Annotated in this window: 19 protein-coding genes; 10 read left to right on the top strand and 9 right to left on the bottom strand. The window is 58.4% G+C overall.

All coding sequences use genetic code 11. The features are described 5' to 3' along the window. Positions 1 to 9 precede the first annotated feature (9 nt). Positions 10 to 1,704, top strand: coding sequence for a porin (locus A0U92_RS16820; protein WP_077814114.1), 1,695 nt, complete (start codon positions 10 to 12; stop codon positions 1,702 to 1,704). 72 nt (positions 1,705 to 1,776) lie between these two features. Here the strand turns inward: A0U92_RS16820 and A0U92_RS16815 are convergent, their stop codons facing one another. Continuing rightward, positions 1,777 to 3,258: a sodium:solute symporter gene (locus A0U92_RS16815; protein ID WP_077814113.1), complete on the bottom strand. Its 1,482-nt coding sequence runs from the start codon at positions 3,256 to 3,258 to the stop codon at positions 1,777 to 1,779. 125 nt (positions 3,259 to 3,383) lie between these two features. Between A0U92_RS16815 and A0U92_RS16810 the strand changes: the two genes are divergently transcribed. The 5 genes from A0U92_RS16810 (at position 3,384) to A0U92_RS16790 (ending at position 8,450) form a co-directional block, all read left to right on the top strand. After that, entirely contained in the window at positions 3,384 to 3,695 is a 312-nt protein-coding gene (locus tag A0U92_RS16810) for a hypothetical protein (RefSeq protein ID WP_236748198.1), read from the top strand. Positions 3,696 to 3,769: 74 nt separating this feature from the next. After that, on the top strand, positions 3,770 to 5,101 hold the full coding sequence (locus A0U92_RS16805) for a hypothetical protein (RefSeq protein WP_077814112.1): 1,332 nt from the start codon (positions 3,770 to 3,772) through the stop codon (positions 5,099 to 5,101). Positions 5,102 to 5,274: 173 nt separating this feature from the next. Next, positions 5,275 to 6,321 carry a glycosyltransferase family protein gene (locus tag A0U92_RS16800; RefSeq protein ID WP_077814111.1) on the top strand — a complete coding sequence of 349 codons (1,047 nt, stop codon included), beginning with the start codon at positions 5,275 to 5,277 and terminating at the stop codon, positions 6,319 to 6,321. Then, positions 6,294 to 7,547: an O-antigen ligase family protein gene (locus A0U92_RS16795; RefSeq protein WP_077814110.1), complete on the top strand. Its 1,254-nt coding sequence runs from the start codon at positions 6,294 to 6,296 to the stop codon at positions 7,545 to 7,547. Before A0U92_RS16800 ends, A0U92_RS16795 begins: the two co-directional genes overlap by 28 nt. A 339-nt stretch (positions 7,548 to 7,886) precedes the next feature. Then, positions 7,887 to 8,450 carry a NifU family protein gene (locus tag A0U92_RS16790; protein ID WP_077814541.1) on the top strand — a complete coding sequence of 188 codons (564 nt, stop codon included), beginning with the start codon at positions 7,887 to 7,889 and terminating at the stop codon, positions 8,448 to 8,450. Positions 8,451 to 8,657: 207 nt separating this feature from the next. Here A0U92_RS16790 and A0U92_RS16785 read toward each other — a convergent pair whose 3' ends face one another. From A0U92_RS16785 to A0U92_RS16760, 6 genes are all read right to left on the bottom strand, one after another. Continuing rightward, positions 8,658 to 9,494, bottom strand: a complete 837-nt coding sequence (locus tag A0U92_RS16785; protein WP_077814109.1) for an aldo/keto reductase — start codon at positions 9,492 to 9,494, stop codon at positions 8,658 to 8,660. 296 nt (positions 9,495 to 9,790) lie between these two features. After that, a complete protein-coding gene (locus A0U92_RS16780; RefSeq protein ID WP_077814108.1) occupies positions 9,791 to 10,564 on the bottom strand; it encodes a nucleotidyltransferase family protein in 774 nt (257 codons plus the stop codon). Further along, complete coding sequence (locus A0U92_RS16775) at positions 10,561 to 11,355, bottom strand: sterol desaturase family protein (protein ID WP_077814107.1); 795 nt, start codon at positions 11,353 to 11,355, stop codon at positions 10,561 to 10,563. The genes A0U92_RS16780 and A0U92_RS16775 overlap by 4 nt, the downstream gene beginning before the upstream one ends. Continuing rightward, a complete protein-coding gene (locus A0U92_RS16770; RefSeq protein ID WP_077814106.1) occupies positions 11,352 to 12,512 on the bottom strand; it encodes an LptF/LptG family permease in 1,161 nt (386 codons plus the stop codon). The genes A0U92_RS16775 and A0U92_RS16770 overlap by 4 nt, the downstream gene beginning before the upstream one ends. Then, positions 12,509 to 13,789 carry an LptF/LptG family permease gene (locus tag A0U92_RS16765; protein ID WP_077814540.1) on the bottom strand — a complete coding sequence of 427 codons (1,281 nt, stop codon included), beginning with the start codon at positions 13,787 to 13,789 and terminating at the stop codon, positions 12,509 to 12,511. Before A0U92_RS16765 ends, A0U92_RS16770 begins: the two co-directional genes overlap by 4 nt. Continuing rightward, positions 13,786 to 14,700, bottom strand: coding sequence for a metallophosphoesterase family protein (locus A0U92_RS16760; RefSeq protein WP_077814105.1), 915 nt, complete (start codon positions 14,698 to 14,700; stop codon positions 13,786 to 13,788). Before A0U92_RS16760 ends, A0U92_RS16765 begins: the two co-directional genes overlap by 4 nt. Before the next feature lie 252 nt (positions 14,701 to 14,952). Here A0U92_RS16760 and A0U92_RS16755 point away from each other — a divergent pair. From A0U92_RS16755 to A0U92_RS16740, 4 genes are all read left to right on the top strand, one after another. After that, a protein-coding gene (locus A0U92_RS16755) for an IS5 family transposase (RefSeq protein ID WP_149026388.1) occupies positions 14,953 to 15,704 on the top strand; the annotation gives its coding sequence in 2 pieces (ribosomal slippage) (positions 14,953 to 15,283 and positions 15,283 to 15,704; 753 coding nt in all). Positions 15,705 to 15,892: 188 nt separating this feature from the next. Next, positions 15,893 to 16,867, top strand: coding sequence for a diacylglycerol kinase family protein (locus A0U92_RS16750; RefSeq protein ID WP_077814104.1), 975 nt, complete (start codon positions 15,893 to 15,895; stop codon positions 16,865 to 16,867). After that, positions 16,861 to 17,871 carry a hypothetical protein gene (locus A0U92_RS16745; protein ID WP_077814103.1) on the top strand — a complete coding sequence of 337 codons (1,011 nt, stop codon included), beginning with the start codon at positions 16,861 to 16,863 and terminating at the stop codon, positions 17,869 to 17,871. The genes A0U92_RS16750 and A0U92_RS16745 overlap by 7 nt, the downstream gene beginning before the upstream one ends. A 293-nt stretch (positions 17,872 to 18,164) precedes the next feature. Then, positions 18,165 to 19,427, top strand: coding sequence for an NAD(P)/FAD-dependent oxidoreductase (locus A0U92_RS16740; protein ID WP_077814102.1), 1,263 nt, complete (start codon positions 18,165 to 18,167; stop codon positions 19,425 to 19,427). A 75-nt stretch (positions 19,428 to 19,502) separates the two neighbouring features. Here the strand turns inward: A0U92_RS16740 and spt are convergent, their stop codons facing one another. Next, complete coding sequence (gene spt, locus A0U92_RS16735) at positions 19,503 to 20,699, bottom strand: serine palmitoyltransferase (RefSeq protein ID WP_077814101.1); 1,197 nt, start codon at positions 20,697 to 20,699, stop codon at positions 19,503 to 19,505. Between the two features lie 6 nt (positions 20,700 to 20,705). Next, positions 20,706 to 20,957, bottom strand: a complete 252-nt coding sequence (locus A0U92_RS16730) for an acyl carrier protein (RefSeq protein WP_077814100.1) — start codon at positions 20,955 to 20,957, stop codon at positions 20,706 to 20,708. Positions 20,958 to 21,109 lie beyond the last annotated feature (152 nt).

The following is a 21,109-nucleotide window of genomic DNA, read 5'->3' as shown; positions in this document are numbered from 1 at the left end:
TTGCACCCGATGCGTATTCAGAAAAAATCCCTGCGTAACCTGCTTCTGTCTGGAGGCACTGCCTCCCTGTTCTGGTCGGCTCAGGCCATGGCGGACACGGGGGGCGTCGATGTCCGCGCTCTGGCCGAACTGGTGAAATCACAGGCCAAACAGATTCAGGCCCTGCAAAGTCGTCTGGACGCCATTGAACATTCTCCGGCCCGCAAAGCTCCAGCGCCATCACCACACCATCAGGATGTCGCTGAAGTGACCCAGGCCCATGTACGGATGCCTATTCATGGAGACACACAGACAACGCCTTCCATGGCCGCAAAAAAATCCACATCCGATCCCGATGTCACACCCGTTTTTAACGACACGACGATGATGCATGCGACCTCCACAGCGTCCGCTGATGCGGGTCTGTCATCCTACCCTCTCACGGCAGCAGCCCCTGGAACGTCGGGGGCTGTTTCAGCCATGCCCTCAGGTTCATCCCCGGTCTATGGCGTTGAATCCTCCATTCCCTACTCCTCCCACACAACGACAGTGAGAGGGCTGGTGCTGAAATGGGGACGGGGACTTCCCGCGATCACCACGCCTGACGGTCTGTATTCCATTCGCATTCGTGGCCGTATTCTGGCGGATTACGGTGCATCGTTCGGCTCCGATTACCACAACCAGAATGTCTCCCGCACCCGTCTTCGCGCCGCCCGACTGGGTGTGGAGGGCCGCGCCAAGCAGTTGTCATGGGTTTTCGAGGCCGATTTCGCTGACAATACGCCCACGATCATGAGCGCCTTTGCGACATGGAGCATGAAATTTGGTGGTCATCTGACCGAATTCACTCTGGGTAACAAATTCAACGAACGCGGTTTCGATGGCTCCACGGGTTCGGACGCCACCGTGTTTCTGGACCGTGATCTGGTCGCCAACACCATTGTGCCGGTCAAGGGATGGTACGGTTTAGGCGGAGCCTTCAAGATTTTTGGTGAAAGCTGGCATTTTGTCGCCCAGATCTCGGGCGACGATGTCAATTCAGTAAACAGCTCGAATAATCTGCGTGATGATCTGACCTACGAAGCCCGTGCTCACTGGATCCCCTATCGCTCGAAAGAATCACTGATTCATCTCGGCGCATGGGGATTTTATGAAGACGTCAAACCCACAGCGCAATTTACGCAGAATATCAGGCTTCTCGCCCGCACCGATGACGCCTTTTCCGCCCGCATCAATACAACACCTCTGGCAAATTCCCTTGCTGGTGGCGCAGAGTTTTTCGCAATCTGGAAAACGGCATGGCTTCTGGGCGAATATGGAGCCAGACACATGCAGTTCCGCAGAACCTATGACGGAGCGGACATGGGCGGACATGCAGGCACCATACAGGCCGCCAGTCTTCAGGCAGGCATTTTCCTGACAGGCGAAACCCCCAACTACTTCGCCCATACCGGCCAGTGGGCATCTCCCCGCGTGCTTTCCCCCGTTCTGGATGGGGGGCCGGGAGCGTGGGAAGTGGCGATGCGCGGCGACTGGATGGATGCGAAAGACGTCCCTTCAGGCGGCAATGCGTGGGTAGCGACGGCCGGGGTCAACTGGTATCTCGTGAATTATGCCCGCCTGATGCTGAACTATAGCCATGCCCATGTGAACAACCGCACCAGCCCGTACCCCGGCGTGACCGGTGGCAATATCGTGGGCATGCGGGCGGGTATCACTTTCTGAGTGCTGCCCGAACCGGCGCTTATGACGACAGCCCGTTCTTTGAAGTTTTTAACAAGATTTCAAAGAACGTCCCTATTTCACAAGAGGCTGTTCTGAACGTCCGAGCGCAAAAGAGAGCGGCAGACCGACGAGAAAGGTGATGCAGACCCCAAGAGGGACCAGCCATGGAAAGGCGATGCTGGCGCCTTCAGGATGAACGCTGGCGATCACCACAGCCATGGTCAGCACCGTGACTGCAAAAGCCGTAATCGCCACATATTCGGTTGCCCACCGACAGAGCAGGCCGAGCAGAAACGCTCCCAGAAGCGCGCCATAAGAATATCCGGCGATCTGGAAACCGAACAGCAGCACCGACCGGGCCGAGGCTGAAAATGCGCAGGCCGTGGCGATGAGCGCCAGCGCCCAGAATCCGGTGATTGCCCACGTCACGGCCCGGCTGGCGGGATGAGCTGTTCCGATCAGATCCGCAAAGGTCGATCCGGTCATCGCATTCAGAGCCGAAGACAGTGACCCCATTGTTGCGCTGATAATCCCGGCGACGAGCAATCCTGAGAGACCGGCAGGGAGTTCATTGACGATAAAACGGGGAAACAGTTCGTCCGGCGACCTGAATCCCAATGCCGGAAGAGAGAGCCCTCCGTGTCGTGCCCACAGGAAGACGCCGACCAGTGACAGCAGGGCGAACAGCACCGTCACCACAACAGCGCTTCCGATCATCGCCCATTGCGCATCACGCAGGGAGCGGGCGGCGAGAGCCCTCTGCACCATGAGCTGATCCGTGCCGTGAGAGGCCATCGCGAGGACCGCCCCCCCGACAAGAGCTGTCAGCGGCGCGTAAGGGCTTGTCAGAATGGGCGCATGAAATGCGAAGGGCAGCAGATGACCGGAGTGGGGAAGAAGAGCCATCTGTTCCGGCGTAAGCTGCCGCCAGAGCAGAAAGGCACAGAGTGCAGCCCCGAAGCTGTAGAGCAGAAACTGCGCCGCATCTGACCACACGACGGCACGAAGTCCTCCGATTGCGGTGTAAAGCGCGGTCAGTCCGGTCAGGCCGAGCAGGACAGTCAGGGGGGACAGCGACAGACCGCGGGCGGCGAGCAGGGCGCAGATGGGGAGCGTGGAGGCGAACAGCCGCACGGCTTCCGCCAGCAGGCGCGTGACGAGAAAGGTGACGGCGGCCAGTCGCTGCATCCGGCGTCCGAAACGCAGGGCGAGATACTGGTACGCGCTGGCGAGGTCTCCGCGCATGTAAAGCGGCAGCAGATAACGGGCGACCACGATACGGCCCAGCAGATAGCCGCCACCGAGACCGACGAACACCATGCCCTGCATGTAAGCGATGCCGGGCACACTGATGACTGTCAGCGTCGAGGTCTCGGTTGCAACAATCGACAGGCAGATGGCCCATGCGGGCAGACTGCGGTGCGCATCCAGCAGATCTTCCGGCGAGCGGGCTTTCTTGCGTCTCCACGGCACAACCCCGGACAGAACGAGCGACCCTGTGATGAGCGCCGCAAGCCAGAGGATAATGACGATAGGATCGAGCACGCTGATCATGGAGAAATGGGCTTGGGCAGGAAAGGCACGGCGGTCTCTGAATGGCTGTGATGAGAATGTGGAGCGTGATCGTAACGAAAGCAAACGGATTGCATGGAGAGGGCTGATGGGCTAGCGGCTGAAAGATGAAGCGCGCCCTCCTTTCCGTTCCTGTCCCCGGCATGCCGCAACGTCCCGGAAAACGGGGCTGGAAAATCGGTGTCTTTCTCTGTCTGCTCGTTATTTACGCCGCCGGTCTCTTTTATATGACCCGCCCCGGCAAGATCATGGTGCCGCCCATCGTCCAGCGGATATCCGTCAGGATCCTGCCCTGGCAGATGGTGATTCCGGATACCCCGCTTCCGGCTCCTGTCCTTGCCCCCCTTCCTGCAGTACGGATTCCTCCTCCACATCTGCCTGGCAGAAGAGCTGCCATAAAAACAGACACTGATCCGTGATTGCGCCAACTGTTATCTTTTTTTATATTTTGATCTATAAAGAGTGAGGTGCGTTATTATTCCCGGGTGCGTAAATGGACGACCAGATTATTTTCGACAGTGATGATATTGTTGTCCATTTTCACAAGGGCAGCTCAGACTTTCTTGTCATTACGTTTATCGGTATCGGTCACGAGGAAAGCGCCTCAACCCTTTATTTTGGAAAACCCGTTTTCCAGAAATACGATATTTCATGCATCGGCATTACAACCAGACAGCGCAACTGGTATTACTCTCCCAACATGCATAAGGCGCTGGAAGTCATCTGGCGCTACTCCGCAGGATACAGAAAGACAATCGCCATCGGTCTGTCCGCCGGAGCCTACGCCGCCATCAAATATTCAATGGTGCTCAAGACCGACGTCACGATAGCCTTTGCGCCTCAGCTTTCCATCGATGACAGGGAGACGGCTGTTATCCCTGAATGGGCGGCGCTATGTACATCGTCAATGCGTGGCATGGGGATCAAGCGGGAAGATATCAGCGGCGATATCTTCATTCTCCATGACCGACATCACCGTGACGACCGGCAGTCGGCTGAGACCATTCTCGGCTATACGCTTGGTCGTTCAGACGTTCTGGTCGGGCTCGTCAACGTCCCGAGCGCAGGCCATATTGTCTATGAGAGCCTCAAGGGCAGCAAAAACCTGATGGCGCTGATCGAGACGGCCAGTTCCACCCTCCCCGTGCGGGAGCGTCAGGCCCTGCTGGCGCAACAGACACGCGCCTTCCGACGCGAGAACGCCGTCAATATCTACAACCGCATTCGGGCCGGGTTTGAACGGCATCCGCTGCTGACATGGCAACTGCTTGCCAGCAGGCGCTTTGCGGATGTGCGGAAAGTTGACGACATCCTGAATGATGAAACGATATTTTACAGGCTCGCGGCCATCCTGAACAATCGGGGATACACCCATCAGGCGCGGACCCTGCTCAGGGCCATGATCCGCTACCATACAACCGGGGATTTTCGTCTGTATTCCCTTAAGGATGAGCCTTTTATCGAAGGCCGTCCCATCTTTCTGGACCATCGGGGGCGAACGCTTGGATACTCGCTGAAACGGCGTCAGTTCACGAGTTCGAACATCGTCTGGATGGAAGGCGATGCAGTGCCTGTCAGCTCCATTGAATATGATGGAGTCGTCTATCCGACAGTCTCCTACCTTGGAAAAAACTTTTTTCCTGAAAAACGGGAGGGCTGGATTTCGCTGGGAGCGACGCCGGGCAACCTGTCTGTGGTGAAACAGGGTAAATGCAGCTGTATCCTTGCGGAAGATGGAACCTTCGTCTCGATCGTGGCGGATTTCGTTTCGGGATGGGCACAGGAATGTCTGAGTTACGAGACTTTTTCCAAGATACTGCTGTAATCGACGCATCGCAGAAGCCGCAGGAGCGTCCCCGCTGCCTGCACTGTCCACCGCAGTAGATCGATCAGCCGATAAAAGATCTGCCGGCTGTATGGCGTCTGCCAAAAGCCTGCCATAATCTGTCCGTTATTACGGGTTCAGGAGCCCTGACAGACAAGGCAGTATTTCAAGGCATGCACAAGCCCTCTCTCACCATCGTTCATGTCGGTCCGTTCATGACCGGCCTGCGTGTGGGACCGAAGCATTCCGTCCAGATCAAACTGTCGAACGGCCTCATCAGACGAGGCCACCTCGTGCTCAACTTCGCCGACCGCGATGTCGCACGCGCCAGCTCTCTTTTCGGGAGCCGTAAATTCGGGCGACGCGCAGTCAACAAAGCGCTTCTGGCATTTTGCCGTCAGCATTGTCCCGACATTCTTCTGATGGGGCATGCGGACATGATTGACGCGGAGACGGTCGCCGCCGTGAGGGGCATCGTTCCGGGCGTGCGGATTGCGCAGTGGAATGTGGACCCGTTATTCGAGCCGGATAATGTGCAGCGCATCCGGAACAAGCTGGGAGTGGTCGACAAGACCTTCATTTCAACGGCGGGAGAACCGCTTGATCTGATGCGGGCCGGTGGCCATGCCATGAGTTTTCTGCCCAATCCGGTTGATTTTTCAGTCGAAACCGGACGCGCGGATCTGGTCAGCAATCTTCCCAATGACCTGTTCTACGCCTGCGGCCATCCTTCCCGTCCTCTTCGTGAGATCTGCGGCCGGGAGTGGAACATGGATGAATTCATCGGATTTGTTTCTTCACGCCTGCCTTCCCTGCGCATGGCGCTAGGCGGAATTGAAGGACGCCCGCATTTTTCAGGCGCGCGTTATCAACAGGTTCTGGAAACCAGTGCTGTCGGGCTGAATATTTCGCGACGCGCCGACTATTATCTGTACACGTCCGACCGCATTGCGCATCTTGCCGGCAATGGCTGTGTGGTGGCGATTGAACGCGCAACGGGTTACACGGATTACTTCTCTGAAGAGGAAATGCTGTTCTTTTCCGATCTTGATGAACTGATCGAAAAACTTGCCCGGCTCTCCGCCGAGCCTGACATGCGTATGCGCACCGGCACGGCAGGTCGCGCCCGTTATGCGGAGCATTTCAATGAGCAGGCAGTGGCTCAGTTCATGGTCGACGTGATCATGGACGAATGTCATCCAGAAGCGATGCCCTGGTGACGAACATGCTCGCCTCTCCCCGCGTTCTGATACGGTTATGGCGGGAAGACCGCCGTGCACTCCTGCATGAACTGATGCTCTTCTTCATCGGTTCAGGCTTCATTCTTCCCAATGAGCCCGTCTGGTCCGATGTATTCTATATCGGAATCATACCACTGTTCATCTGCGCGGCCTGTAAAAAGGACTTTGATCTTCGCTGGACATCCGCTCCCGCTCCCCTTCTTGCTGGGGCTGGTGTCATACTCTCTTTCTGCATCAGCACGCTCGCCAATGTGACAGCCACTTCCCAGATCGGCGCAGCGGCTTTCTGGATGTGGAATATCATCTGCACATCCATTTTTGTCTTCCTGCTGGCGGATGGATTTGCGAACCGGAGCGACTACCGAAACCGTCTGGTCACACTGATGATCACGGCAGGCATGATCAACATCCTGATCGCCCTGATCCTGCGGCTTGGTTTCCGGTCTCTCGAATGGCAGGGCGATATTATGAGAATGCAGGGGTGGGGGCTGACGCGGCATCCCATTCTGGGTGCCGTCATCATGGGCAGCGTCCTGCTGATGGCCCTCTCAAGGGCGCTGTCCCGGCACCAGTGGCAATACTGGGGCGCTGCCTGTGCGGCATTGCTGTTTATTCTCCTGACAGGAAGTCGAGGGCCTCTGGTGGGCATCCTGGTGGCGGTGCCGGTACTGGCGGGCATGCGGCATCCAAAAATCATCCTGATGGCGCTCCCGGTCCTTGCCGTCATCATGGTGATCGGACTCCGGGCGGATGTCGGAGTATTCCACCTGATCCAGGAGCAGATCGGACGCGGAGACTCCCACCGCTTCAGACTCTGGGCGCTCGCCTGGCGCGATATCTGGCACATGCCTGTTTTCGGACACGGCCCGGCATGGAAATTCAATACGCCCGACGAGCCGTTTCCTCACAACCTGCTGCTTTCCACATGGCTTTACGCCGGCGCTGTCGGAGTCGCGGCTCTTCTGATCTATCTGACTGTCGTGTGCAAAAGCCTGTTCATGTCTTTTGAAAAGAGCGCTCGCCCTCTGAGCGTTGCCATCCTGCTGCATACGCTGGTCAGTGCGATGACAGATTTCGCGCAGCTTGTGAAAGGACCGGCGCCCATGTGGTACATGTTCTGGCTGACCACGCTGTTCGTGGCGCAGATCAGTCCGCGGTCACCGGGAGAACCGGAGATAAAGGCGCCTCCCTCCCCTCCGGTTTAAACCCTTCTGTATGAGATGCGTGCCGTTTGTGAACAGTCCCGCAAAAGAGCCAGTTCCTCTGTGGCGTAGGGGTAACGCCTTGAAAAATATCTTATAATGCTTCCCCTGTCTCCGTGAGGCGGCCTCAGACCTCCATGCGCGACATACCGGTATCTCTGATCAAGCCCTCTCTCGCTTTCCGTGCAACGGAGAACTGATATTACCGGGGAGGGCTTGCGTTTCCGGGGCGGCTGGCTCATCTCCTGAAAGAGATACAGGACTTGAAAAGTCCTCTTTGGTGGCCGGGATGCTTTGACTGGCAGAATCAGCGCCAGTGGTGCGCCTGAAGGAGAGTTTGTCATGTTTATCGAAACCGAGGGTACGCCCAACCCCAACACGCTGAAGTTCCTTCCCGGTCGCGATGTCACTGGCGAGGCCGGGACCATTGACTTTATCGATGCGGACGCTGTCTCTGGACGCTCTCTTCTGGCTGAAGCGCTGTTCGAATTGCCCGGTGTCTCGCGGGTCTTCATGGGATCGGATTTCGTCTCCGTGACCAAGGCGGATTCCGAAGACTGGTCAGAGCTGAAGCCACTGGTGCTGTCTTCGCTGGTCGATCACTTCGTCTCCGGCCGGCCGACCGTCGAAGCCGGTGCTGCCTCGGTTGAAGATCCTGTGGCTCCGGGTGACGAAGAGATTGTCCAGCAGATCAAGGAGCTTCTTGAGACGCGTGTCCGTCCGGCCGTCGCCAGTGACGGCGGTGATATTGTTTTCCGCGGCTATCGTGAAGGCATTGTCCGCCTGAGCATGCAGGGCGCCTGCTCAGGCTGTCCGTCTTCAGGGGCAACACTCAAGCATGGCGTCGAGAACATGCTTCGGCATTATGTTCCGGAAATCGTGTCCGTCGAACAGGTTGTCGACTGATATACTGGAGTTTCCAGATAAATATGCTGAGCGTTCGAGGAGTGCATCTTTTAAACGAGATATGCTCTTCGAAGCTTTTTTGAAAAAAGCGTCACCAAAAGCTTTCTTTATGATTTTCAGGAATTCTGCCGGCAGCGCTCTGTCTGCGGTTATGAAAGCAGAAAGGAGCGCCTTCCCTGAAGTGGAGGACACTCCTTTTTTGTGGGATCAGAATTCTTCGTAAACAGCAGGGTCCTGACCGTTCAGTCGTCCATTCGGACGGGCCAGTGATGCAATGTTCTGCATATTTTCATCGGTCAGGGAAAAATCGAAGATCGATTTGTTTTCCATCTGACGTTTGTGACTGGCGGCTTTGGGAATAGGGACGCATCCCAGTTGATGGTGCCAGCGCAGAATAACCTGCGCGACCGACTTGCTGTGACTCTCCGCAATCTTTTCCAGCACAGGATTTGTAAGAAGATCACTGGCGCGACCGAGCGGACTCCATGACTGCGTCAGAATGCCGTGCTTCCTGTTGTAGGCACGCATGTCTTCCTGTGGAAAATAGGGATGAAGCTCAATCTGATTGATGCTCGGCAGAACGCCGGTTTCTTCTTTCAGCCGATCAATATGCTCGGGAAGAAAATTACAGACAGCGATGGATTTTACATAACCACGCTTCTTCGCTTCAATCAGAGCCTTCCATGCCTCGACATAAAGTCCCTGTTTGGGATTGGGCCAGTGGATATAATAGAGGTCATAATAATCGAGCCCGGCGCGATAAAGAGATTCCTCAATGGTCAGGATGGCTTCGTCAAACTTATGATGACGACCGGGAAGTTTGGACGCAATCCGCAGATTCCCGCGCTTGTGGCCGCTTTCACGAACAGCTTTTCCTACCGCGCCTTCATTCTCGTAATTGAAGGCGCTATCCAGAGCGTGGTACCCCGCCTCAATGGCGCTTTTCATACCATCGACGCCCGGATTGCCGTTCATCTTATAGGTTCCGAACGTCAGAACGGGGAATGTCAGCCCATCATTCAGCGTAAGTTCAGGAATGTGCATGGTGATCTCCCTGGTTTGATAACGCCCGATGTCCGAGACGGCGTCACGCCTGCACCGGGCATCAGACAGACGTCAACGCATCACAGGCGCATGCAAATTCATACGACAGCGTTAAGCTGTTTTATCACGATAAAAATATAACCTTCGACAGGCGCCGAAGTTTCGAAACGATATGGCGCTCAAATACCGGCCGTGAAAACCAAAAGAAACTCTTTTCAAAAAGCTTCAGAGAGTATCATGCAGGAAAACATTCCACCCAAGACGACTTCCAACAAACCATAACTCTCTCTGAACAATCACCGAAAGTCCGGAGTCGCTTCCATCAGACGGCTTACCAGCACGAGATCAGCAGGTTTATCCACGTCCACAGCCGCACGTCCATCCGGCATGAAGACAAATTTCCCCTGCGCCCCAGTGAGTTTCCGAATACGTGCAAGCAGGTTTTTTGTCGCCAGACGCTTCAGCAGGAACCGCAGCAGGATGGAAGGACCAAGCAGCCACCCCATCCGGACCGGGTGTTTGCGTTCCTTTTCAAGCTTCTGCCAGAGCATGGCGACTCTTGCGGAAGCGGGTGTACGGAACAGAAAAAGATTGCACCCTGAAAAGGCGGCATCGGAAAGACGGATGAAAGTCCGGCTGGTTCCAGGCACATCCCGCGTCACAGAAGCCTCGCTGGCGACACCGACGGCAATATCGGCTGTTCCGGCGTCATCCAGAAAAAACTGCACCCATTCCGGGCGCAGAAGCGGATTGTCAGCCGTGGTGACCAGCAGAGGAGTCCCACAGTCACGAATGGCCGCCAGAACGCTCGCGCTCGGTCCCTGTGCGGCGCTCATGGTCTCCACGCCGTCCGGCAGAATCCCCTTCAGAACATTCTGGTTTTCAATACAGACGATGATCCGCCCGACACTCGGCACAGCACGCAGCGTATCGAGCACATGCGAGATCATCGGTGTTCCGGCAATCGGGAGCAGCGCCTTGTGCGAAAGTCCGGCGGTGACGGCCATCGGGTCAGCGGCTCCTGCGCGTGACCCGGCCAGAACGATCGCTGTCAGCCCGGACTCACTCACGCGGCGTCACGGCTGGCTGGGCGGGCGGCAGGACGGCCACCATCGGGCCGGTCGCGTGGCGGAGAGCCGGTCAGCTTCATGACCCACGGATACCGCTTCGCCTGCTCCAGATTGTAGCCGAGGTTGAACACGCTGGGGCTACGGGGACGGGCGCGGGCTTCTTCATAGAAAGAGCCGAATGCACGGTCCACGACATAGCTGGTGATGCCGAAGTTGCCATCCTCATCATGAAAGTGATGCAGGACGTGCCACGCTTTCATCCGCTGGATCCATGCGGCCTTCGGTTTGTAGTTCAGATGCTGGATGCAGTGAAAGAATTCGTAAATACAAGTGATCGTCACACCCGCGCCAAAGGCGGTCGCAGCAGCCCCCCAGCCACCAATCAGCCAGCCCACGGGAATCGTCACGGCACCGATGGTGGGCAGAGTCGTGGCAGGCGCGCCGAACAGGACGTCCAGAAGATGCGGGTCCTGATGGTGGTCGAAGTGAATGCGTTTCCAGAGGGAAGCGGTCCAGCGGGACTTGTAGAGCCACTGTCCATGCAGAATCCAGCGATGCAGGGAATACCAGACAACCGGATAGACCAGCATGACGGCAAGGATCGAGGCCGCCGTTGCGCCCCAGCCTGCGAAGAAATGCGCGCCAAGGAAGACGCTGACTACAATGAGGGCGAAATACAGCAGAATCGTGGGGTAGGTCAGATAGGCGATCCAGAGCTGACGCAGATTCATCTTGCCCAGATCGAAGCTCCGCCCCGACCGGATGGTTGGGTTCCGCAGGGTGCCACTCATTTGTCTTCGTTCCTCAATAACGCGGTCCCGGCGGCCAATGCAAAGATGATAAGGCCGGGGACAGTCGCGACAGGAGCCGGCAGGAGACCTGCGTTGCCCATCGCACGGAACATGCCCTGCACAATGATGAACAACAGACCGGCGCCAAGGCACCAGACCGGCAACCAGCTCCTTAGACCGGTTCTGGGGGGTATATAGATCACCGGCATCGCCAATAAAAGCATGACGATCAGAGTGAACGGCCTGAGAAAGCGCTCGAACAGCGCGGCCCGCAGATATCCGGGTGTCTGGTTGGTGGCGACTGTGCCGTGAAGCGCCGCGAGAATCATGCCGGACGACAGGGGAGCCGAGTCCAGAGAAAGGCGCAGCATATCGTTTGGACCGAAAGGATTTTTCCAGAGCGCGTCGAGAACGGTACTCTCATTCGCAGTGGTGTCCAGTTCCGCGAAGGAGACCGTCACACAGTGAATGTCGGACAGATGCCAGCCGCTGAAGCTGTAGACGGCGTGCGCCGCGTGCAACGTGCGCAGAATCCGTCCGTTCGCGCTGCGATCATACAGATCGATATTGAAGGCTTCCCGTCCGGCCCTCGAGATATAGCCGACATGGGCGAGTTCACTGTCTGTTGCGGGCAGTCCGGTGGCTGATCCCATGCAGGCTTCGGCCACGCCGGCGGGAACATGGAACCAGAAGGGCTTGCCGTTGTCCGGAGTCGGGTTGGTACGGTTCCACCACGAAGCAAGCGCAAGTTCGGTCCGTGGCGTGATCTGGTCCTCCAGCACGCACCCGAACAGTCCGATAAGAAGCGCTGACGGCAGCAGCTTCCTCATGAATCCCCATGGGGAAAGACCGGCGGCCCGGAGAATGGCGATTTCACTGGAGATGGTCATCTGTGTGAACATCAGCAGCCCGGCGATCAGCGTGCTGAGAGGCAGGGCGGTCTGGAGCATCGCCGGCAGATGCAGTCCCATGTAGGTCAGCACGCCCCTGATGCCGAGCTGTCGCTTGAGGATCGGCGTCATCTGCTCAAGCAGCGCCAGAATCTCCATCAGGGCGATGAGAATGCCGCTGCACATCGCGGTGCGGGAAAGCAGGGCCCGTGACAGATATCCCAGCAGAACATGCCTGGGGCCTTTTGCAATGTCAGGGTCGCTCATCGCGCCGTCTCTCCTGACGAAGCCGCAGCAGAACCGGAGAGACGACGACGGCGTATCGGCAGAATACTGGCCCTGAACAGGAGCAGCACGGTACAGGCCACGCAGAACACCAGCGTCGGCAGCCAGATGACCAGAAGCGGCGATGATTTTCCGCTCGCGATCAGGCTTTCCCCGAGCTGGAGAATATGGTCGTATGTCACCAGCAGCAGCGCCGCCACGGCCAGTCCGGCGCCTCCTCTCTTGCGTTTTCCGATCACAGCCAGAGCAGTGGCGAGAATGGGGATAAAGGGAATCGACAGGCTGCGGGCCAGCCGGAAATGCAGCTCGGCCCGCATACTCGCCAGAGGGATTTCGTTGCTGGCGGCGGCATCGGACACTGCATCCATATCCGCATCCTGCGGTGGCTCCTCTCTGGCAGCATGGCGAACAGCATCGATCTTTCGGGCAAGCTCGCGGGACGTGAGTTCACGTTCATCATCGCCACGATTACGGAACGTCACCTTGCTGGAACGGCTGATCAGGCGTTCAGCATGATCAAAGGTGGTCACTGTGGGCTGCACACCCGTCCGGATCGTCAGAATCGAGCCATTGAACAGTTCGACCTGAACCTCTCCCTTGACCGTATCGGTGCGGAGCGTGCCGGTCTGCGCGGTGATATCACGTTCCTTGCCTTCGCTCAGATCGCGGATGAACACCCCGCTCAGCTGCGAACCGCCGTGACTGACATGATCCGCAGTCAGCATCAGGCGTGGAGAGGGCTCGGCGAACATGCCGGACTGCAGGACAGGCGCCCATCCGGCATGGCTCGCAAAATAGAAACCTTCCCGGAACTGGTAACGGGCGTGCGGCTGGATATAACCGTAGAGCAGGATCGAAAGCAGCCCGATGGCGGCCCCGGTCAGCGCGAAGGGACGACAGATACGGACCAGCGAGACGCCGCTGCTCATCAGGGCGTCGATCTCGTCGCCTTCGCTCATGCGACGGATGACCGTGAAGACGGACACGCAGAGCGCAGCGGGCATGGCCAGACCCAGATAGTGGGGCATCAGGTCGGCCAGAAGCCGCAGCAGGGTAAAGAAGGGACTCGCTTCGGAGGCGAGAATGTTCAGAAGCACCAGAAGCCGCTCAAGCAGCAGCGCGATCAGCACCACTGAAACGGCGATGACAAACGGCGGAATGGTCTGGCCCAGCAGATAGGTGTCGAGCGTTCCGGGACGGAGCCGGGAGGGTAGCCTCGCAAGTGGAGGCGTGTAGCGGTCGTTCCCTGGTGTCGTCACAGGACGGTCTCTTTCGCCGGACAAACTTCTGTCTGGACGGGGCGTGTGAAACGGGTCGTCCGGAAAGCATGTAGCTGGCCATCCGCCGCAAGACGACGGGACTCTACGGCGATCTGCCACATACCGCTTTCTTTCCGGATACTGATTCGGTTCCAGCCCGCCGCCCGCTTCAGACTGTGGCCGGGCCTGTGAGAGGCTGAAGTGACGCCAATGACCGGAATATCGCTGTCGGGAATCTCGCTGAACGTCCCCTGATGAGAATGGCCATGCAGGACCATCTCCGCTCCGGCGGAACGGACGGCCTGCGCAAAGCGGTCCACCCCGCGCAGCGCCTTGGTCCAGGCGACCATCCCCTTGCGTGGCGGATGATGAATCATCACCACCCGGCATAGCCCCTGCTCGCCAGCCTGACGGAGCCGCTCAGCCATCCTGTCGATCTGTATGTCGCTGACCCGGCCGGAAGCGAAAAAGGGAGGTGAAGGGACCGCCGAACTGACGCCGATCAGCGCAATGTCTCCAACCTGTAGAAAAACCGGGGTCTCGGCATCCGGCATCCCTCCGGCATCGCGCCACAATCCCGGACCGTCCGTCCAGGGCGCGCGGATCAAGGTGTCATGATTGCCGGGAATGACAGCGCGCGGCGAGGGTGCGCGATCCAGCCACCATCCTGCGGCGATACATTCCTCGCGGGTGCCCAGATTGGTGAGGTCGCCTGTAATGGCCAGCGCATCCGGCCTGCTGGTCTCGATATCACGCATGACAGCGGCGAGGGCCCGGGCTCTGTGAACATGGCGTCGGTTACAGCGCCATGAAATGATGCTGATAATCCGCTTGATCGCCCATTCACGGGAGGATGGCACGACTGCAAGCGGCAGATGGAGATCGGACAGATGTGCCAGAACGACTGACAAGGTGCGGCTTCCTGACCTGCCTGTGCAGATCCCTTGAGGGTCACGGTTCCTGAGAGGGGCCTTGCTCCCAATCTGCTGCATCGATCCCTCAAACCGTCTGGTCAATCAAGAGTGCTGAGGGTCGAATTATAGGCAACGCTCTTCTCTACACCAGAACGCATGTTTTTTCGAAGCCCGCAACGCCGTGGTTCATCCCATCAATTAAGGTCTGTGGGGATTCACAAAGAGCTTGAGATATGATTCAAGCTCTGGATGGAACGTTTTGTGCTGACGGACGCCCAATGGGCGCAGATTGAACCTCACTGTCTTGGCAAATTGACAGATCCAGGACGGAGTGGTCGAAACAACCGCCTTTTTATGGAAGCAGTGCTGTGGATTGTACGAACAGGTAGTCCCTGGCGTGACCTTCCTGCCGTATTTGGCAATTGGAGCACGGCCTTCCGTCGCTTCAGCGACTGGCGGAACACTGATGTCTTCAAAAGGATTTTCGATGCCCTGTCTGGCGATCCGGACATGGAGTATGTCATGGTCGATGCAACGATCGTGAAAGTTCACCGTCATGGTCAGGGCGCAAAAGGGGGACTCAGAGCCAGGCCATAGGGCGCTCGAAAGGCGGCATGACGACGAAGATTCTCGCGCTGACGGATGCTCTGGGCAATCTGGTGCGCTTTCGCCTGATGCCCGGCCAACGCTTTGACAGCGTGGACGTGCCACCGTTGATTGACGGTCTCGAATTCGACGCTTTCATCGCAGACAAGGCATTCGACAGCAACAGCATCATTGCCGATCTTGATGAAAGGGGCGCCACGGTTGTCATTTCCCAGCATCCGAGGCGCTCAAAGCCACTGCCGCTGGATCGCGAAATATACAAATGGCGTCATCTGATCGAGAACTTCTTCTGTAAACTCAAGGAATTTAAACGTATCGCGATGCGGGCCGACAAAACAGACAAAAGCTTCAGCGCCATGATCTATCTCGTCGCAGCTATCATTCATTCACGATGAATCCCCACAAACCTTAAACGCCATGAACCCGCAGAGATGATTTGCGTACGGTGCATGACCGCAGAGAGGAGGCAGGAAGCATTCAGAACAGCGCATGTGACAAATTTGCGATGCCCGTTTATATGACGCCGCTTACTTGCGGAATTTAAGCCGTCCGGGACGGTGGTCTGAAAAGAGCGGATTGCCGAATGCCTGAACGCGTTGCCCTGATTCATAATCCGCGCAGTCGTCGCAATATGAAGAATGCGGGACAGTTCGCGGAACAGGCCCGCGCCAGACTGGGCCCGCTTTTCCTGTGCCCTGAAGGCCGGAACGGGCTGACCGCAGCCGTCCGGGAACTGGCGCGACAGGATGTCCGCGTTGTTGTGGTGGATGGTGGCGACGGGACCGTCACTCATGTCATCAGCGCCATCCTGAATGCCTATCCTCGGGAGCGCCTCCCTGCCCTCTCCATTCTGCCTTCAGGCAACACCAACCTGATCGCCAGCGACGTCGGGTGCAGTCTGAGGGAAATGTCCGCACTCTCGCCCCTCCTGGAGAAAGCACGTCAGGGCACGCTCATGAACGATGTGTCATGGCGTCAGCCGGTCATTGTCTCATGGACCGATCCGGACCGGCTTCCCGTAGCGGGTATGTTCTGCGGGCTGGCGGCCTTCACCCGCGCCATCGAACTGGCGCATAATCCGGCCATTCTCGACCGCTACGCCCATGACACGGCCATCTTTGCGACCGTCCTGTGGGGGCTGCGGCTTTTTCTCCGGAAAGACGTCCGGAACCAGTGGCTCGGTGGCTCGCCCATGACCCTCACCGTGGATGGCGCCGCGCCGGACACTCACTCCCGCTTTCTTTTCCTGTGCACAGGGCTTCACAAGCTGTCCCGTGGCGTCTGGCCCTTCTGGCTTGATTCCAGTCCGACAGGCGGCCTGATCTATCTCGACATTCTGGGACACCCTCCACGTCTGGCTCGTAGCCTCCTCTCGGTTCTGAGAGGACGCATCTCAGCCCGCCTGCGTGCGTCCAACGCCTATCGCAGCGGCATGGCGGCAACCATCAGCATCAGGACACAGGATCGTCTGGTGATGGATGGGGAAGAGCTGGAAGCCGGGACGGATGGCCTGTTCCACCTGACGGAAGGGCCGCGCATGGCCTTTGTCCGATGCTGAGCAACGCAGCTTCCGGGCGGTCCCTGGCCTCAACGCGTGCGGCGGGGGTTGTCGCCCGGACGGTGGTTGCAGAGCTGACGGAGCCGGTTCCCCCAATCATCACCCACTTTGTAGAGCGCATGGTTGGTTCGGCGCGACCCGTCGGTGTCCTGTTCTATGGTTCTCTGGTCAGAACCCTCACGAAGGGAAATACTGCGCCGGAAGCCCTGTCGGAAGGCGTTCTGGATTTCTATGTGATCGTGGACCGGCAGGCGGACTGGCCTCGTGGCTGGCTGGCGCGTGCGGCGAACGCCGTTCTGCCACCAAACGTCGAATATCATGAACATGAAATCGACGGCGTGCCGCTCCGGGCGAAAGTGGCGATCCTGACCCTTGACCAGTTTCGGCGTCTGACCCGCCCTCAAAGCCGGGACACGACAATCTGGTCGCGCTTTTCCCAGCCCGTCCGGCTCGTATGGGTGCGCGATTCCGGGGCGGCGGATTCCCTGCTGCGATGCGTTGTCCGCGCTGTCGGCACGGCGGCCCGCTGGGCCGCCGCACTGGGACCGGATCAGGGAAAGCCGGAACAGTATTGGGAAGCCCTCTTTCGCCGGACCTACGCCGCGGAGCTGAGAGTCGAGAAAAGCGGTCGCTCCCGCAGCCTGATCGAGGGTGAGGAGCCGCGTTTCAGCCAGCTCCTGACGGCGTCATGGGTGGCCGGGGGGCTGGAAGCATCCGTCCTGCCTGACGGAGAGATTGTGCCGGACATAGCGCACGCGGAGCATCAGATCGCCCTGCGCCAATGGGCGATCCGTGCGCGACTGGGCCGACCGCTGAACGTGGCGCGGCTGCTCAAGGGAGCCTTCACCTTTACCGGTGGAGCACGGTATCTCACATGGAAAATTCAGCGCCATAGCGGTGTCGCCATAACACTCACGCCGTTTGCCGAGCGTCACCCGATCCTGTGCGCCCCTGCTGTATTGTGGCGGCTTGCCCGGGCCGGAGTTTTCTCGCGCTCGTCCTGATTGCGGTGAGGAGGGGGCCTTCTTTTTCTGGAAGAAAAAGAAGCAAAAAGACTTTTGCCTGTCTGGAAGTCAGCCTGTCGAACAGGGATGTCTTTTAATCGATCAAAGTTTTCTGGTTTTTTCAAAAAAGAATAAAGCCCCTTTTCCCGCCCACCGGGAAAATCCATCAACCAATCTCCGGCCCATCTATGGGAAAGCCACACGGTTTACTGTAGAAAAAATCAGGCAAAACAATCATCGGGGGACGCGCTGACAAGGCTGCGGACTCCCTGTCCGGACAGGAGTGTCTTTGCATGGCGCGGTCAGCACTTGTTCTCGGTGGAGGCATGGTCGGTGTCAGCACCGCATGGCATCTTCAGCAACGTGGTTACGATGTCGTTCTGGTCGAGCGTGGCGAGCCCGGACGGGAGACGTCCTATGGCAATGCCGGGCTGATCCAGCGCGAGGCTGTCGAGCCCTACGCTTTTCCACATGATTTCCAGAAGCTGGTTCAGGTCGCATTCAAGCAGGGAAATGACGTCAATTACCGGCTGTCCGATCTGGCCGCCATCGCGCCCAGGCTGGTGGAATACTGGTGGAATTCCGGCCCAAAGCGTTACGAGACGATCACGCGCGGCTTTGAAGCGCTCATCCGTCACTGTCTGACTGAGCATGATCGCATGATCGACGCCGCAGGTGCTGGAGATCTGGTCAGGCATGGTGGCTGGACCCAGATCTTCCGTACGGAAAAAGGTTTTGCCGATGGGGCTGCCAGAGCCCGTCATCTTGCCCGTGAGTTTGGTGTCGAAGGTCGGATTCTCGACAGTGCGACGCTGGCCCGTGCGGAGCCTGCCCTGTATCGGAAAATGACGGGAGGTGTTTACTGGCCTTCTCCCTACAGTGTGAAAGACCCCGGCGCTCTGGTGCAGCGTTACGCTGACCTGTTCGTCGCCGGAGGCGGGAAGATCGTGCATGGCGATGCCAGGACACTGGCGCATCTTGCCTCGGGCTGGACGGTCCGGACTGCTGACGGGTCGGTATCAGCCGAGCAGGCTGTCATTGCGCTGGGGCCGTGGTCGTCCGATCTGACACGCTCCATGGGGTATAAATTCCCGCTCTTTGTGAAGCGAGGCTATCACCGTCACTTCAAATGGAACGGCCATCTCAATGCGCCGATGATCGACACGGATGCCGGTGTGGCGTTGTTGCCGATGGCGCAGGGGTTGCGTGTGACTACGGGAGCGGAGTTTGCTCTGCGCGACGCGCCGCCCTCATGGAAGCAGATCATCAGGAGCGAGAAGCTGGCGCGGGAGATGCTGGATATTGGCGAGGCCGTGGAAACGACGCCGTGGATAGGCAGTCGTCCCTGTGTGGCCGACATGCTGCCGATCATTGGCGAGGCCCCGGCCCACACCGGGCTGTGGTTCCACTTCGGCCATGCGCATCAGGGCTTTACGCTCGGGCCGGCGACAGGCCGCCTGTGCGCCGAGATGATGAAAGGCGAGACGCCCTATATCGATCCGCTGCCCTATCGTCCGACCCGTTTCCGGTTCGGGCGGCGCGCTTTTCCTTTTTAGATCCGATAATAAATAACAAAAGTTTCTGGGTGCCGCCTTTTTTCAAAAAGGCGGTTTTTTCTGCGCCTGCTGCCCTCAGGCAGAAGCAGGCAGTCGCGCCATCGCCTCGCGGAAGATCTCCACGGCGCGGTCAATCTGCTCGCTGGTGTGCGTCGCCATGACCGAGCAGCGCAACAGCGGATGATGATCCGGTGTCGCAGGCGGCAGGCTCAGATTGACGTAGAGGCCGAGGCTGAGGAGCGTGTTCCACAGCATGATGGCTTCGGGGATTGTCTCAAGCACCACGCCGACAACAGGACTGACCGTCCTGCCGGTCGTCAGGCCGAGGCTGTTCAGACCCTCATGGAAACGGGCCGCGTTCTCCATCAGGCGTGTGCGGAGTTCCGGCTGGGCCTGCATGTCATCCAGCGCCGCCATGGTCGCCGCGATGACTTCCGGCGGCAGTGAGGCCGTGAACATGTAGGGACGGCAGTGAAGGCGCACCAGTTCCAGCTCAGGGTGACGGGAAACGCAGTAGCCGCCTACAGTGCCAAGGCTTTTCGAGAAGGTGCCGACAACGAAATCGACATCGTCTTCCACGCCAGCCGCTTCCGCCACACCGCGTCCGTTCGCGCCAAGCACGCCGAAGGAGTGGGCTTCGTCCACCAGCAGGGTCGCGCCGGTCTCACGCTTCACGGCCGCCATTTCCGCCATGGGAACGACATTGCCGGTCATGGAGTAGATGCCTTCGACAACCACCAGCTTCGCGCCCGGCTCGTCCTTGATCCGGTTCAGGCGCTTGTGCAGGTCGTCCGGATCATTGTGGCGGAAGCGGATGACCTGCGCGTGACCGAGGCGGCTCGCGTCGTAGATGCTGGCATGGCTGTCGGCGTCCAGCAGAAGATAGTCGCCCTTGCCCGCCAGCGTGGAAATCATGCCCAGATTGGCCTGATAGCCGGTCGAGAAGACCATGCAGTGCTTCTGGTGAAAGAATCCGGCGATATGCTGCTCAAGCTGCTCATGCAGGCTCTGCGTGCCGTTGGCGATGCGTGAGCCGGTCGTTCCGACGCCACGGGCCTTCACGGCTTCCACGGCGGCTTCAATGGCGCGTGGCGACTGGCTCAGGCCCAGATAGTTGTTGGTGCCGAACAGAAGGGTTTCGCGGCCTTCGATAATCCCGACGGTCGATGACAGCGGACGCTCGATGACGACGGAGAAAGGATTGCGCCCTCCCTCGGCCTGAAGCTCGGCAAGGCGCTGTTCGACGCCGCGGAATTTGTCGAAGATGCTCATAACCGATCAGTTGCCCTTCTTCAGGGAGACGATGCATTCGGCAAGGTCGTCGATCGTACGGATCTCGGCCAGACGGTCGAGAGGCACGGACACGTCCAGCTCGTCTTCGATTTCCATGACGAAATTCATGACAGCAAGCGAGTCGAACGCCAGGTCTTCAACAATCTTGCTGGCTCCACTGATGTCACGGGGGACTTTGGGATTGGCAAGAAGCTTGTTGATGATCAGAGCCGAGACGTCCTGAACCGTTTCACTCATTCGGGCACCTTAAAACAGTCATTGCGGAGGAGCCTGTGAAGGCATGTCTCCGCTCAACTGCGGGGTTATGGCGGAAAAGACGGTCATTCGCCAGAGGGAATGTCACGCCACGGACGCCCCACTGATGTGACGGACGGTGCCGGTCCGGTGAA

Source organism: Acetobacter aceti (assembly GCF_002005445.1).
Lineage (GTDB): Bacteria > Pseudomonadota > Alphaproteobacteria > Acetobacterales > Acetobacteraceae > Acetobacter > Acetobacter aceti_B.
This window is presented reverse-complemented; position numbering and strand designations above follow the sequence as displayed.

Bases quoted from the DNA above. Each gene is read 5' to 3' on its own strand.
- A0U92_RS16745 (WP_077814103.1), top strand. From the start codon at position 16,861: ATGCTGAGCAACGCAGCTTCCGGGCGGTCCCTGGCCTCAACGCGTGCG.
- A0U92_RS16790 (WP_077814541.1), top strand. From the start codon at position 7,887: ATGTTTATCGAAACCGAGGGTACGCCCAACCCCAACACGCTGAAGTTC.
- A0U92_RS16785 (WP_077814109.1), bottom strand. From the start codon at position 9,494: ATGCACATTCCTGAACTTACGCTGAATGATGGGCTGACATTCCCCGTT.
- A0U92_RS16795 (WP_077814110.1), top strand. From the start codon at position 6,294: ATGTCATCCAGAAGCGATGCCCTGGTGACGAACATGCTCGCCTCTCCC.
- A0U92_RS16775 (WP_077814107.1), bottom strand. From the start codon at position 11,355: ATGAGTGGCACCCTGCGGAACCCAACCATCCGGTCGGGGCGGAGCTTC.
- A0U92_RS16820 (WP_077814114.1), top strand. From the start codon at position 10: ATGCGTATTCAGAAAAAATCCCTGCGTAACCTGCTTCTGTCTGGAGGC.
- spt (WP_077814101.1), bottom strand. From the start codon at position 20,699: ATGAGCATCTTCGACAAATTCCGCGGCGTCGAACAGCGCCTTGCCGAG.
- A0U92_RS16730 (WP_077814100.1), bottom strand. From the start codon at position 20,957: ATGAGTGAAACGGTTCAGGACGTCTCGGCTCTGATCATCAACAAGCTT.
- A0U92_RS16800 (WP_077814111.1), top strand. From the start codon at position 5,275: ATGCACAAGCCCTCTCTCACCATCGTTCATGTCGGTCCGTTCATGACC.
- A0U92_RS16740 (WP_077814102.1), top strand. From the start codon at position 18,165: ATGGCGCGGTCAGCACTTGTTCTCGGTGGAGGCATGGTCGGTGTCAGC.
- A0U92_RS16750 (WP_077814104.1), top strand. From the start codon at position 15,893: ATGCCTGAACGCGTTGCCCTGATTCATAATCCGCGCAGTCGTCGCAAT.
- A0U92_RS16770 (WP_077814106.1), bottom strand. From the start codon at position 12,512: ATGAGCGACCCTGACATTGCAAAAGGCCCCAGGCATGTTCTGCTGGGA.
- A0U92_RS16805 (WP_077814112.1), top strand. From the start codon at position 3,770: ATGGACGACCAGATTATTTTCGACAGTGATGATATTGTTGTCCATTTT.
- A0U92_RS16815 (WP_077814113.1), bottom strand. From the start codon at position 3,258: ATGATCAGCGTGCTCGATCCTATCGTCATTATCCTCTGGCTTGCGGCG.
- A0U92_RS16810 (WP_236748198.1), top strand. From the start codon at position 3,384: ATGAAGCGCGCCCTCCTTTCCGTTCCTGTCCCCGGCATGCCGCAACGT.